The organism is Clavibacter sp., from assembly GCF_014802555.1.
Classification (GTDB): Bacteria; Actinomycetota; Actinomycetes; order Actinomycetales; family Microbacteriaceae; genus Clavibacter; species Clavibacter sepedonicus.
This window is the reverse complement of record NZ_JAAVCB010000070.1, coordinates 24,511-37,282: the sequence shown is the minus strand read 5'-3', so window position 1 is coordinate 37,282 and position 12,772 is coordinate 24,511. Positions and strand designations below refer to the sequence as shown.

The 12,772-nt window shown below is 69.1% G+C and carries 12 protein-coding genes and 1 pseudogene; 2 read left to right on the top strand and 11 right to left on the bottom strand.

Going from position 1 to position 12,772, the window contains the following annotated elements; all coding sequences use genetic code 11:
* Window positions 1-104 (top strand): annotated as a pseudogene (locus HDR73_RS07890) (IS481 family transposase); the annotation flags it as partial.
* Between the two features lie 90 nt (window positions 105-194).
* Here HDR73_RS07890 and HDR73_RS07885 read toward each other — a convergent pair.
* The 11 genes from HDR73_RS07885 to HDR73_RS07835 all read right to left on the bottom strand — a co-directional run bounded on the left by HDR73_RS07885 (window position 195) and on the right by HDR73_RS07835 (window position 11,817).
* A complete protein-coding gene (locus HDR73_RS07885; protein ID WP_012297621.1) occupies window positions 195-794 on the bottom strand; it encodes a helix-turn-helix transcriptional regulator in 600 nt (199 codons plus the stop codon).
* A 298-nt stretch (window positions 795-1,092) separates the two neighbouring features.
* Window positions 1,093-1,299, bottom strand: coding sequence for a helix-turn-helix transcriptional regulator (locus HDR73_RS07880; protein WP_086935876.1), 207 nt, complete (start codon window positions 1,297-1,299; stop codon window positions 1,093-1,095).
* On the bottom strand, window positions 1,296-1,688 hold the full coding sequence (locus HDR73_RS07875; RefSeq protein ID WP_041464256.1) for a hypothetical protein: 393 nt from the start codon (window positions 1,686-1,688) through the stop codon (window positions 1,296-1,298). Before HDR73_RS07875 ends, HDR73_RS07880 begins: the two co-directional genes overlap by 4 nt.
* A gap of 91 nt (window positions 1,689-1,779) precedes the next feature.
* Complete coding sequence (locus HDR73_RS07870; RefSeq protein WP_133064098.1) at window positions 1,780-2,277, bottom strand: hypothetical protein; 498 nt, start codon at window positions 2,275-2,277, stop codon at window positions 1,780-1,782.
* Between the two features lie 325 nt (window positions 2,278-2,602).
* Window positions 2,603-3,790 (bottom strand): multiple monosaccharide ABC transporter permease, encoded by a 1,188-nt coding sequence (mmsB, locus tag HDR73_RS07865; RefSeq protein WP_012297618.1) that lies wholly within the window; start codon window positions 3,788-3,790, stop codon window positions 2,603-2,605.
* 5 nt (window positions 3,791-3,795) lie between these two features.
* A complete protein-coding gene (mmsA, locus tag HDR73_RS07860) occupies window positions 3,796-5,325 on the bottom strand; it encodes a multiple monosaccharide ABC transporter ATP-binding protein (RefSeq protein WP_012297617.1) in 1,530 nt (509 codons plus the stop codon).
* A 179-nt stretch (window positions 5,326-5,504) separates the two neighbouring features.
* Window positions 5,505-6,623: a substrate-binding domain-containing protein gene (locus tag HDR73_RS07855; protein WP_012297616.1), complete on the bottom strand. Its 1,119-nt coding sequence runs from the start codon at window positions 6,621-6,623 to the stop codon at window positions 5,505-5,507.
* 74 nt (window positions 6,624-6,697) lie between these two features.
* Complete coding sequence (araA, locus tag HDR73_RS07850) at window positions 6,698-8,215, bottom strand: L-arabinose isomerase (RefSeq protein WP_012297615.1); 1,518 nt, start codon at window positions 8,213-8,215, stop codon at window positions 6,698-6,700.
* Window positions 8,212-8,922, bottom strand: a complete 711-nt coding sequence (locus tag HDR73_RS07845; RefSeq protein WP_012297614.1) for an L-ribulose-5-phosphate 4-epimerase — start codon at window positions 8,920-8,922, stop codon at window positions 8,212-8,214. The genes araA and HDR73_RS07845 overlap by 4 nt, the downstream gene beginning before the upstream one ends.
* Complete coding sequence (gene araB / locus HDR73_RS07840) at window positions 8,919-10,622, bottom strand: ribulokinase (protein ID WP_041464255.1); 1,704 nt, start codon at window positions 10,620-10,622, stop codon at window positions 8,919-8,921. Before araB ends, HDR73_RS07845 begins: the two co-directional genes overlap by 4 nt.
* A gap of 172 nt (window positions 10,623-10,794) precedes the next feature.
* Window positions 10,795-11,817 (bottom strand): LacI family DNA-binding transcriptional regulator, encoded by a 1,023-nt coding sequence (locus HDR73_RS07835; protein ID WP_012297612.1) that lies wholly within the window; start codon window positions 11,815-11,817, stop codon window positions 10,795-10,797.
* Between the two features lie 174 nt (window positions 11,818-11,991).
* On the opposite strand from HDR73_RS07835, the gene HDR73_RS07830 reads away from it, so the two are divergent.
* Entirely contained in the window at window positions 11,992-12,747 is a 756-nt protein-coding gene (locus tag HDR73_RS07830; protein WP_012297611.1) for an RNase H family protein, read from the top strand.
* Window positions 12,748-12,772: the final 25 nt, after the last annotated feature.

Below are 12,772 nucleotides of genomic sequence, written 5' to 3'. Positions count from 1 at the left end.
ACCGCGCCGACGCGCTTGACCCCTTCATCGAGCACTACAACACTGAACGAATCCACTCAAGCCACGGGCTCACGCCCGCGGCCCGAGTGTCACCAACGTCATGACCCAGTACACCTAGAGCCCGCACCCGCACGACCGGAGGGCCCGGCATCCACGTGGATGCCGGGCCCTCCGTCTGTCCCGTCCGCTCCCCGTCATGCTCCCGACATGCTGCCGGGGAAGAGCCGCGCGACGGGGACGCCGAGCTCGATCGCGATCGCTCGCGCGAGCACCACGCCGGGCTCGTGGCGGCCGTTCTCGATGGCGACCACCGTGCGATCGCTCACGCCGGTCGCCCGCGCGAGGTCCTCCGCCGCCATTCGGGCCGCGACCCGATACGCGCCGAGGTCGTTCGTGCCCGGCCCCGGCTGGAGGCAGGCGCGCAGCCGCGCGTCGTAGCGGAAGCCGTAGTCGGCGAGCGCGAAGACCATGAGCATCAGGGACGTCATGATCGGCGGCTGGCCGGGGCGCAGCAGCTGGAGCAGCGCGGCGGCCGGGATCGCGATCAACAGGTCGCGGAAGACGGCCGCCTGGGTGCACGCGACGATCGCCCGCTCCACGCTGCCGGACGCGGCCGCGCGGGACCGGCCATCGCGACGGTGCCGGATGGCGAGGCCGATCGGTCCGCTGGAGAGGACCACGAGCGCGGACACCACGGCGGCGACGGGGTCGCGCCCGTGCTGCACGGCGAGGACGGCGGCGAGCACGGACACCCCCACTCCGACCGCAGCCCAGGGGATCACGAACCTCCGCATGCTGCGCTCCCCCTCTCCTGGATGGACCGCGCGACACGGCACTCGACGCGGCGGCGGACTGCGTGGACGTTACGCGGATCCGGGCGCGCGCGAGCGACCGGCCCCCACCCCTCGAGCTGCACACGCCGAAGGGCCCGGCATCCATGCGGATGCCGGGCCCCTCGTTGCGCGTCAGCGCGGGTGGCGCGGGTGGATCAGGTCGCGGACTTGGATCCGCGGCTCTTGTCGAACATGCCGAACGCCTCGTCAGCCCATCACCAGACCGCCGAACAGCGCGCCAAGGGCAAACCTTTGGGCATCAATCGTCTCGAGCCAGCGAGAAAAGCTCTTCCAAGGAAGCGCCGAATACGCGCGCAAGCGAAAATGCTAATGAAAGCGTCGGCTCATGTCTGCCCTGTTCGATGGAGATAATCGTGCGTCTGCTGACACCGACCTCCTCCGCGAGGCCCTGCTGGGTGAGCCCCAGAGCCGTGCGTCGCTCGCGGATCTGATTCTCGACTGTCATGAACGGACGGCTCGCCTCAAGGCCAAAACGTACCTCAGCCAGAAGTCGACCAACAGGATGAGTAGAATCCCGAAAACCGTCGTCGCCGACGTGAGCTTTGGAATGACCACGCTCACTAAAAACGCCACAGGGAGAGCGATGACGACATCTCGGAAGACAGTCGCTTGAACATCCCGCGCGAGTGCCATCTCCACGCTGCCAGGCCTATCCGACCGGGAAGACCTGGCACGCCTTCCTTTGACGACCATGGCCGTCACCGGCCCCGCAAACGCGATTGCAGCCACGATGACCCCCCTGGCTATGTCGCCTGGACCCTGAGTCGCTTCATACAGACCCACGCCCAACACGACGGCGCAGACGAGAGCGGTGACTATGGTGCTCTGCTTCATGACGGAAACCCCCTCTAGGTGAAGTAGACTTCACACTAGGGTGTTGAGCCCGACGCGATCTGTGCTGTGCACAGCCCTAGGTACGCTCGTCCTACTGGCACTCGGGGTAGCCCAGCAGCTGCAGGTAGATGCGCAGCTCTCTGCCACCGCCGCACACCCCATTCGCGCCGATGTAATAGGTAGCGGCAGCGATAACGGACCCGACAACGACGCATGCCGCCTGACCGACGCCAGGCAAAGCGCATAGCGCCGCTCCCACCGCATAGCCCGCCCCGGCCGCGATGGCGCCCTGATCAGTCGAGTTGAGGCTGATGAAGAGCCCTTGGTCCCCATACCCGCCGCCGATGAGGGAACCAGACACCGGATCGCCGCTGGCAGCGTCCACCCGGAAGGCGAATGTCGCCCCTTCCGGCAGGGCGTAGACCTCATAGCGGGCGCCGTTCTCTTGCTCGAATCGAGGAACGATGTTCCCCGCCCGGAATTCCGCCAGAGCGCGAGCCGATTGAACATCGTCCACCGCGTGTTCGGCCGCATTTGGCAAACCCTGAGTCACGACACTGGCGTCGCTTGGGCCTCCGTGGAAGCTCATGGAGCTGGCACTAGCCGGGCTGGCCCCCGCGACGACGAATATCACTGCTGTCAGGCCAGTCAGCCATTTGGCCGCTCGGTGGCGGTGGGCAGAGTTTCGAGCGGATTTCGGCAGGGACATCGTTCCTCCAGAGGGGATCAGTGTCGACACGCTAGGGCTGCAACTGGGTACCTCGTCAGAGACATGCACCGCTGGAACTCGAGGCCGCGCGGCAGACACCTATCCACAGCTCCACGCCGACTGCGATCCTTTACGACGAAGGGGCCCTGCATCCATGCGGATGCCGGGCCCCTCGGTGCGCGTCAGCGCGGGTGACGCGGGTGGATCAGGTCGCGGACTTGGATCCGCGGCTCTTGTTGAACACGTCGAACGCGACCGCCAGCAGGAGCACGAGGCCCTTGATGAGCTGCTGGTACTCCGTGCCGAGGCCGAGCAGCGACATGCCGTTGTTGAGCACGCCCATGATCAGACCACCGATCATGGCGCCGGTCACGGTGCCGATGCCGCCGGTGACGGCCGCGCCGCCGATGAACACCGCGGCGATCGCGTCGAGCTCGAAGCCGTTGCCGGCAGACGGGAGCGCCGAGTTGCTGCGCGCGGTGAAGGCGATGCCGGCGAGCGCGGCCAGGAAGCCCATGTTCACGAAGAGCAGGAAGTCCACGCGCTTCGTGTTGATGCCGGACAGCTGCGCCGCGTTGAGGTTGCCGCCTCGGGCGTAGATGTGGCGGCCGAAGATGCTGCGGTTCATCACCGCCGTGTAGACGAGGACGAGGACCGCGAGGATGAGCAGCACGATCGGCGTGCCCTGGTAGCTCGCGAGCAGGTACGTGATGCCGAGCACGAGGATCGCGATGGTGGCGAGCTTCGTGATGAACCAGGCGAAGGGCTCGTCCTCGAGGTTGAGCTTGACGCGGGCGCGACGCTCGCGGAGCTGCTGCGCGACCAGGAAGATCGCGGCCAGGACGCCCAGCGTGACGGTGACCCACTCCAGGTAGGAGTTACCGCCCGAGGGGTCCGGCAGGAAGCCCGCGCCGACCGAGACGTACTCGTCCGGGAAGGGCGTGATGGGGCGGTTCTGCAGGACGATCTGCGCGAGGCCGCGGAACGTGAGCATGCCGGCGAGGGTCACGATGAACGCGGGGATGCCGACGTACGCCACCCAGAAGCCCTGCCAGGCGCCGATGAGGCCGCCGATGACGAGGCTCGCGATGATGGACGCCCACCACGGCCAGCCCCAGCTCACGGCGAACACACCCGAGACGGCGCCGATGAGGGCCACCACGGAGCCGACCGACAGGTCGATGTGGCCGGCGATGATGATCATCACCATGCCGATGGCGAGGATCAGGATGTAGGCGTTCTGGACGACGATGCTCGTGACGTTGCGGGGCTCGAGGAGCGTCCCGTCGGTGAGGATCTGGAACAGCACCACGATCGCGATCAGCGCGATGAAGATGCCGATCTGCCTGAGGCGACTGACGAGGAAACCCGCCACACTGCTGAGACTGGACATGGTGACTATTCCTTTTCCTTGGTCATGTAGGACATGAGGCTCTCGGGGGTCGCCTCGGCGATCGGCAGCTGGCCCGTGATCCGCCCGGCGGAGAGGGCGTAGATCCGGTCGCAGATGCCGAGGAGCTCGGGCAGCTCGCTGGAGATGACGATGATCGCCTTCCCCTGGGCGGCGAGCGCGTTGATGATCGTGTAGATCTCGTACTTGGCGCCGACGTCGATGCCGCGGGTGGGCTCGTCGAGGATCAGCACGTCCGGGTCGGAGAACATCCACTTCGAGAGGACGACCTTCTGCTGGTTGCCGCCGGAGAGCTTGCCGGTGATGGCGCCCACGCTCGGGGCCTTGATGTTCATCGACTTGCGGTAGCCGTCGGCCACCACGTACTCCTGGTTCGCGTCGACCCAGCCGGCCTTCGCGAGCTTCTCGAGCGCGGCGCCGGAGATGTTGCGCTTGATGTCGTCGATGAGGTTCAGGCCGTAGTGCTTGCGGTCCTCCGTGGCGTAGGCGAGGCCGTTCTTGATGGCCTCACCGACCGTCTTGGCCTGGATCTCCTTGCCGCGCTTGTAGAGCTTGCCGGAGATGTTCGCGCCGTAGGAGCGGCCGAAGACGCTCATCGCGAGCTCGGTGCGACCGGCGCCCATGAGGCCGGCGATGCCGACGACCTCGCCCGCGCGGACGTTGAGGTTGGCGTGGTCGACGATGACGCGGGAGTGCTCCTGCGGGTGGTGGACCGTCCAGTCCTCGATGCGGAGGACCTCGTCGCCGATGTCCGGCGTGCGGTCGGGGTAGCGGCTCTGCAGGTCGCGGCCGACCATGCCCTTGATGATGCGCTCCTCGCTGATGGAGTCGCGCTCGAGGTCGAGGGTCTCGATGGTCTTGCCGTCGCGGATGATCGTCACCGCGTCGGCGATCGCCTTGATCTCGTTCAGCTTGTGGCTGATGATGATGCTCGTGATGCCCTGGCCCTTGAGGTGCTTGATCAGGTCGAGCAGATGGGCGGAGTCCTCGTCGTTCAGCGCCGCCGTGGGCTCGTCGAGGATAAGGAGCTTCACCTCCTTGGAGAGGGCCTTCGCGATCTCCACGAGCTGCTGCTTGCCGACGCCGATGTCGGCGATCTTGGTGGCCGGGTTGTCGCTCAGCCCGACGCGGGCGAGGAGCTTCGCGGCCTCCACGTTGGTGGAGTTCCAGTCGATGAAGCCGCCCTTGGAGATCTCGTTGCCGAGGAAGATGTTCTCCGCGATGGAGAGGAAGGGGCTCAGCGCGAGCTCCTGGTGGATGATTACCACGCCCGACTTCTCGCTGTCGCGGATGCTGGAGAACTTGACGACGTCGTTCTCGAGGACGATGTCGCCGTCGTAGGAGCCCGCCGGGTAGACGCCGGACAGGACCTTCATCAGGGTCGACTTGCCCGCGCCGTTCTCGCCGCAGATCGCGTGGCACGTGCCGCGCGTGACCTCGAGAGTGACGTCCTGCAGCGCCTTGACGCCGGGGAACGTCTTGGTGATGCCGCGCATCTCGAGAATGTGGTTGGCCATGGCCTGCCTCACTTGTGTGGATGGTGGTGCCGGGTTCCCGGCGGTGGTGCTGCGGGCGGCGGTCGATCGCCACCCGCAGCCGGGCCGGCCGTGGTGCACGGCCGGCCCGACCCGGTGGAGGCCGGTCGACGCATGCGTCGACCGGCCGGGTGCGCCGCCTGAGGCGGTGCGGGTGAGGGTTACTCGCCCTTGTCGATCTCGTCCTGCGTGTAGTAGCCGCTGTCCACGATGACCTCGACGAGGTTGTCCTTCGTCACGGTGACGGGGGCGAACTGCTTGGTCGGGACGCCCTTGACCTTGTTGTTGTAGGTGTCGGGAGCGTCCGGGGTGCCGCCGGTGAGCAGGTCGTCGACCATCGTGACGGCCTCCTTGCCGAGCAGGCGCGTGTCCTTGAAGATCGTCGAGTACTGGACGCCGTCGAGGATGAGCTTGTCGGACGCCTTCTCGCCGTCCTGGCCGGTGATGATCGGCATGGCGTCGCTGGCGACGCCGGCCGAGGTCAGGGCCTGGATGATGCCGCGCGACAGGCCGTCGTACGGCGAGAGCACGCCGTCCGGCTTGGCGCCGCCGGGGTACGAGCCCGAGAGCAGGTTCTCCATGCGGGCCTGGGCGCCCTCCTGCTTCCACTGCTGGATCGCGACCTGGCTGAACTCGGACTGGCCCGAGCCGATGGTGACCTGACCGGAGTCCAGGAACGGCTTGAGGACGCTCATCGCGCCGTCGTAGAAGAACGTCGCGTTGTTGTCGTCCGGGCTGCCGGCGAAGACCTCGATGGTCTTCTTCTCGGTGCTGCCGGTGGCCTTGCCGTCGGCGTCCACGAGACCGAGGCCCTGCAGGAGCGAGTTGCCCTGGAGCACGCCGACCTGCTGGTTGTCGAACGTCGTGTAGTAGTCGACGTCCTCGGTCCCGTTGATCAGGCGGTCGTACGCGATGACCTTGACGCCGTCGTCGGCCGCGGTCTTGAGGACCTGGGTCAGCGCGGTGCCGTCGATCGACGCGACGATGAGCGCCTTGGCGCCCTTGTTGAGCATCGTCTCGATCTGCGAGATCTGGTCCTGCACCTTATCGTTGGCGTACTGCAGGTCGACCTTGTAGCCGAGCTTGGTGAGCTGGTCGTTGACGTTGTTGCCGTCGTCGACCCAGCGCTCGCTCGTCTTGGTGGGCATGGCGACGCCGACGAGGGCGCCCTTGTTGTCCTCGGTGCCGCCGGCGCTGCCGCCGCCGCCGCCGGAGCATGCGGCGAGGGAGAGGGCGATGCTCGTGGCGGCGATGCCGACGAGTACCTTCTTCATCTTCACGGTCGTGTCCTTTCGTACTGCTGCTGTGAGGCGCGGTCGGCATCTGCGCCGGATCCGCACCCCTGGTGTGGGTGTTACAGGCCCTGGGCCAGGCGGTGGTACGCCTGGTTCCAGCGGACTTCCTTGGTGAAACCCTTGAGAGTCGTGTCCTCGTCGATGACGAGGAGCTCGGTGCGCGCGATCTCGGCGAAGTCCTCGAAGACCTCGACGCCGACCTGCGTGCTCATGACCGTGTGGTGGGCGGCGCCGGCCGTGAGCCAGGCCGCTGCGCTCGTCGCGAGGTCCGGCGCGGGCTTCCACACGGCGCGGGCGACGGGCAGGTTCGGGAGCGGCTCGTCGAGCGGCACGACCTCCACGACGTTCGCGACGATGCGGAACCGCTCGCGCATGTCGCTCATGGCGACGACGACGGCGGGGCCGGGGTCGGTGTCGAAGACGAGGCGCACCGGGTCCTCGCGTCCCCCGATGCCGAGCGGGTGGATCTCGAGGCTCGGTCGGCCGGTCGTGAGCGTGGGGCATATCTCGAGCATGTGGGCGCCCAGGATCTTCTCCTCGCCGGGGACGAGGTGGTACGTGTAGTCCTCCATGAGGCTCGCGCCCCCGGGGAGGCCTGAGCCCATGACCTTCGCCGCGCGGATCAGCACCGCCGTCTTCCAGTCGCCCTCGGCGCCGAAGCCGTAGCCCTCGGCCATGAGGCGCTGGACGGCGAGGCCGGGGAGCTGGCGGAGGCCGCCGAGGTCCTCGAAGCTCGTGGTGAACGCGCCGAAGCCGCCCTCCTCGAGGAACGAACGGAGCCCAACCTCGATGGCCGCGCCGTAGCGGAGCGACTCGTGGCGCTCCCCGCCGCGCTGCAGCTCGGGGGCGATGTCGTAGAGGCGCTCGTACTCGTCGACCAGCGCGTCGATCTCGGCGTCGGTCGCGGCGTCGACCCGCTCGACGAGGTCGTTGACGCCCCACGTGTTCACGGAGACGCCGAACTTGAGCTCGGCCTCCGTCTTGTCACCCTCGGTGACGGCGACGTTGCGCATGTTGTCGCCGAAGCGGGCGACCTTGAGCTCGTGGACGGCGGCCCAGCCGGCGGCGGCGCGCATCCACGTGCCGATGCTGTCGCGCACCGACTCGGTGCTGACGTGCCCGACGACCGTCTTGCGGACGACGCCGAGGCGCGACTGGATGTAGCCGAACTCCCGGTCGCCGTGCGCGGCCTGGTTGAGGTTCATGAAGTCCATGTCGATGCTGCTCCACGGCAACGCGACGTTGGCCTGCGTGTGCAGGTGGAGGAAGGGCTTCTGCAGGGCGTCGAGGCCCTGGATCCACATCTTCGCCGGGCTGAACGTGTGCATCCACGCGATGAGGCCGATGGTGCGATCGCTCGCGTTGGCCTCGAGGGCCATGCGGCGGATGCTGTCGGAGTCCTTGAGGACGGGCTTCCAGACGACGCGGACGGGGATGTCCGACGCCTCCTCGAGCTGCCGGGCGATCTCCTGAGACTGCTCGGCGACCTGCTGGAGCGTCTCCTCGCCGTAGAGGTTCTGGCTGCCGGTGAGGAACCAGACCTCGTAGTGGTCGAGGGAGGTGGTGATGCGGCTCACTTCAGGGCTCCTTGGGGTGCTTGTCCGTAGACGTTCTGGTAGCGGTCGAACAGGGCGTCAACGGCGTCGGCGGGGAGCGGCGCGGGCTCGCCCAGCTGGCGCGAGATGTGCACGGTGCGCGCCACGTCCTCGACCATGACGGCCGCCTTCACGGCGTCCTTCGCGTCCTTGCCGATGGTGAACGGGCCGTGGCCCGCCATGAGCACGGCGCGCGAGCGGTGGCCGGTGAGCGTCTCCACGATGCCGCGGCCGATCGAGTCGTCGCCGATGATCGCGAACGGGCCGACGGGGATCTCGCCGCCGAACTCGTCCGCCATCGCGGTGATGACGCACGGGATGGGCTCGCGCCGGGCCGCCCACGCCACCGCGTAGGTGGAGTGCGTGTGGACCACGCCGCCCACCTCGGGCATGTTGCGGTAGACGTACGCGTGCGCCGCCGTGTCGCTCGACGGGGCGTTGCGCGAGCCGGGGGTGTCCGGGATCACGTTGCCGTCGAGGTCGCAGAGGATCATGTTCTCGGGGCTGAGGTCGTCGTAGCTGACGCCCGAGGGCTTGATGACGAAGAGGTCGGCGCCGGGGACGCGGCCGGAGACGTTGCCGCCGGTCCAGACCACGAGGCCGTAGCGCACGAGCTCGGCGTGCAGGCGGGAGACCTCGGAGCGGACGCGGGCGACCGCGACCTCGATCTCGGGTGCGTAGGTGCTCACGCGCGGGCCTCCCTCTTGAGCGACTTGAGCCGCTTCATGACGTCGTTGGCGCCGCGACCGAAGTAGTCGTGGAGCGTGGAGTACTCCTCGTAGAGACGGTCGTAAGCGAGCGCGCGCTCCTCGTCCGGCTGGTACTTCCCGCGCTCGACCTTGCCCATCGCGTCGCCCGCGACGCGCACGTCGGGGTACGCGCCCGCGGCGACGGCGGCGTGGATGGCGGATCCGAGCGCCGGACCCTGCTCGCTCGTGATGACCGAGATGGGGAGTCGCAGGATGTCGCTGTACGCCTGCATGAGGAACGCGTTCTTCAACAGGCCGCCCGCGACGATGAACTCGGTGACGGGCACGCCCGAAGCGCCGAACGTCTCGACGATCTTGCGGGTGCCGAACGCGGTGGCCTCGAGCAGCGCCCGGTAGACCTCCTCGGTGCGCGTGGTGAGGGTGGTGCCGACGACGAGGCCGGACAGCTCGTGGTCGACGAGGACCGAGCGGTTGCCGGAGTGCCAGTCGAGCGCGACGAGGCCGTGGCCGCCGACGGGCTGGTCGGCCGCGAGGTCGGTGAGGTGCTGGTGGACGCTCTTGCCGGCGGCCGCCGCCTCCTCGGCGTAGCGCGCGGGCACCTGGTTCTTGACGTACCAGGCGAAGATGTCGCCGACACCGGACTGGCCGGCCTCGTAGCCGTAGAGGCCGGAGACGATGCCGCCGTCGACGACGCCGCACATGCCGGGGACCTCGGTGAGCACGTCGCTGTTCATGACGTGGCAGGTGCTGGTGCCCATGATCGCGACCATCTGGCCGGGCTCGACGGCGCGGGCGACGGGGGCGGTGACGTGCGCGTCGACGTTGCCGACCGCGACGGCGATGCCCTCGGGCAGGCCCGTCCAGGCGGCGGCCTCGGCGGAGAGCGTGCCGGCGGCGGATCCGAGCTGGCCGATCTCGTGCGCGACCTTCTCCTCGGCGAACGAGGCGAAGCCGGGGTTCAGCGCACCGAGGAACTCGGGCGTGGGGTACTCGCCGTCCTGGAGGATGCCCTTGTAGCCGGCGGTGCAGGCGTTGCGGACGTAGCTGCCGGTGAGCTGCCAGACGATCCAGTCGGCCGCCTCGACCCAGTGGTCCATGAGCCCGTAGAGCTCCGGGTCCTCCTCGAGCAGCTGGAGGCCCTTCGCGAACTCCCACTCGCTCGAGATGAGGCCGCCGTAGCGCGCCAGCCACTTCTCGCCGCGCTCCTCGGCCAGCGCGTTGATGCGATCGGCGTGCGACTGCGCGGCGTGGTGCTTCCAGAGCTTGACGTAGGCGTGGGGGCGGTCGGCGTATCCCTCGACCTCGTTGAGCGGGGTGCCGTCGGCGAGCGTGGGGACCATGGTGCACGCGGTGAAGTCGGTGCCGATGCCGATGACCCGCGCGGGGTCGATGCCGGCCTCGCGGATGGCGGCGGGGACGGCCTGCTTGAGCACGTCGACGTAGTCGGAGGGCACCTGCAGGGCCCACTCGGGCGGCAGCTGCGCGCCGGTGGCGGCGAGCGTGTCGTCCATCACCGCGTGCGGGTAGTCGAGGACGCCGGAGCCGAGCTCGACGCCGTCCGAAACGCGCACCACGACGGCGCGGCCGGAGAGGGTGCCGTAGTCGACCCCGATGACGTAGCTCTCGGCCTCCGTGCTGGGCTGGGCCTCGGCTGCGGTGCTCACGGGGGCGCTGGGCACGGGATCGACTCCTTCGTCTGATGCATGGCGGCCCGGGAAGACCGCCCGCCGATGTGAACGGTCACATCAGCGGATGTCACTCTACACACGCGCGGGATCGACCTGTCAACCCGAGACGCCCTGCCCCCCTCGAAGTGGGGTCGTCGCGGCTGGGGAGGACGCGGGGGACGGATCAGGACGAGGGCGGTCCCGAGGACGCGCGCACGACGAGCTCCGGCGTGATCGTGCCGCGGTACCGGTCCCCCGTCCCGCCCATGCCGTCGAGGAGGAGCGCGACGCAGCGGCAACCGACCTCGGCGAAGTCCTGGCGGACGGTCGTGAGCGGCGGCCAGAAGTGCGCCGCCTCCGGGATGTCGTCGAAGCCGACGATGCTGACGTCGCGCGGGACGTCGAGGCCGGCGTCGCGGACGGCGTGGATGAGGCCGAGGGCCATCTGGTCGTTGCTGGAGAAGATCGCGGTGAAGTCGCGGAGGCGCAGCATCTCCCGACCCGCGTAGAAGCCGAACTCGGCCGTCCAGTCGCCGAGGATCGGCGCGGTCGTGGGCACCTCGGCGGCCGACATGGCGTCGAGGAAGCCGCGCATGCGGGCCTCCGCCTCGATCCAGTCCTGCGGGCCGGCGAGGTGGTAGATGTCGCGGTGCCCGAGGTCGAGCAGGTGCCGCGTGGCCAGGCGCGCACCCGCGATCTGGTCGACCGAGAGGTCGTGCGCGTCGCCGCGCCCGTCGCTCTGCATGGTCACGTACGGGACGTCGAGCGACATGCTGGCGATCACCTCGCGCACGCGCACCTGCGGCGCCACGACGACGAGGCCCTCCACCGCCTGGTCAACGAGGTGCCCGAGCGCGACCTGGATCGCGGCCTCGTCGGACGAGGGCAGGTTCGTGGTCGTGACCAGGTACCCGGCCTCGCGGGCCGCCGCCTCGATCGCCGCGATGGACGACGCCGGGCCGTACTGCGAACTCTGGGCGGTGAGCACGCCGATCGTGCGCGAGCGGCTGGTGACGAGGGCCCGAGCCGCGCGGTTGGGCCGGTACTGCACCTGCTCCATCACGTCGAGCACGCGTTGGCGCGTCTCCGCGCGGAGCGAGGGCGAGTCGTTGAGGACGCGGGAGACGGTCTGGTGCGACACCCCCGCGAGTCGCGCGACGTCGCGGATGCTCGGCGCCCTGCCGCGCGGCGTCTCCGTCGTCATCATCGACCCCGTCCTGGTGCGGGCCGTGGCCCGGTCGCGCCGTGCGGCGCAGGTGTCACATTGTCACATGTGACTGTCACACGGGGCGCCCCGGGGATCGGCCGACCCGGGAGGGCGGGCGCCGGCGGCGGGACCGCTGCGGCAGACTGGTCGTCCACCCGAGGAGAGGCACCACCTGTGACGATCACCGCCGCCGCTGACGGATCCGCGCTCGGCAACCCCGGTCCAGCCGGCTGGGCCTGGTACGTGGACGACGAGCACTGGGCAGCGGGCGGATGGCCGCACGCGACGAACAACCAGGGCGAGCTCAAGGCCGTGCTCGAGCTGTTCCGGGCCACCGCGCACCTCGACGACGACCTCCTCGTGCTCTGCGACAGCCAGTACGTGATCAACTCGGTGACCAAGTGGATGCCCGGCTGGAAGCGCAAGGGCTGGCGCAAGGGCGACGGCAAGCCGGTGCTCAACGTCGAGCTGCTCCAGGAGATCGACGCGGAGATCCAGGGCCGGCGCTACCGCTTCGAGTGGGTGAAGGGCCACGCGAACCACCCGCTCAACGAGGCGGCCGACGACCGGGCGCGCGCCGTCGCGACGGCGTTCCAGGGGCGACGCCCGATCCCGGAGGGCCCCGGCTGGGCGGGCCACGAGGCCGACGCGTCCGGGTCCCCCGACGACGCGACGGAGACGGCCGCCGTGGAGGCCGACGCCGAGCGCGCGGCGGATCCCCAGGTCGCCGCGGCGGAGGAGCTGGAGGCCGGGGCCCCCGCCCAGCCGGGTCTGTTCGACTTCGACGCGTTCGACGAGGAGATCGCGCCCGAGCCCGGCGACACGACCCTCACGATCGCGCTCGACCGCGACACGATGGCGCGGCTCAGCGCCCACGCGCGCGAGCGGGGCGTGAGCGTCGACGAGGCCGTGCGCGAGCTGCTGCCCTGAGCGCGGCTCGACCCCGCCGGCGATG

Bases quoted from the DNA above. Each gene is read 5' to 3' on its own strand.
- HDR73_RS07885 (WP_012297621.1), bottom strand. From the start codon at position 794: ATGCGGAGGTTCGTGATCCCCTGGGCTGCGGTCGGAGTGGGGGTGTCC.
- HDR73_RS07880 (WP_086935876.1), bottom strand. From the start codon at position 1,299: ATGACAGTCGAGAATCAGATCCGCGAGCGACGCACGGCTCTGGGGCTC.
- HDR73_RS07875 (WP_041464256.1), bottom strand. From the start codon at position 1,688: ATGAAGCAGAGCACCATAGTCACCGCTCTCGTCTGCGCCGTCGTGTTG.
- HDR73_RS07870 (WP_133064098.1), bottom strand. From the start codon at position 2,277: ATGAGCTTCCACGGAGGCCCAAGCGACGCCAGTGTCGTGACTCAGGGT.
- mmsB (WP_012297618.1), bottom strand. From the start codon at position 3,790: ATGTCCAGTCTCAGCAGTGTGGCGGGTTTCCTCGTCAGTCGCCTCAGG.
- mmsA (WP_012297617.1), bottom strand. From the start codon at position 5,325: ATGGCCAACCACATTCTCGAGATGCGCGGCATCACCAAGACGTTCCCC.
- HDR73_RS07835 (WP_012297612.1), bottom strand. From the start codon at position 11,817: ATGATGACGACGGAGACGCCGCGCGGCAGGGCGCCGAGCATCCGCGAC.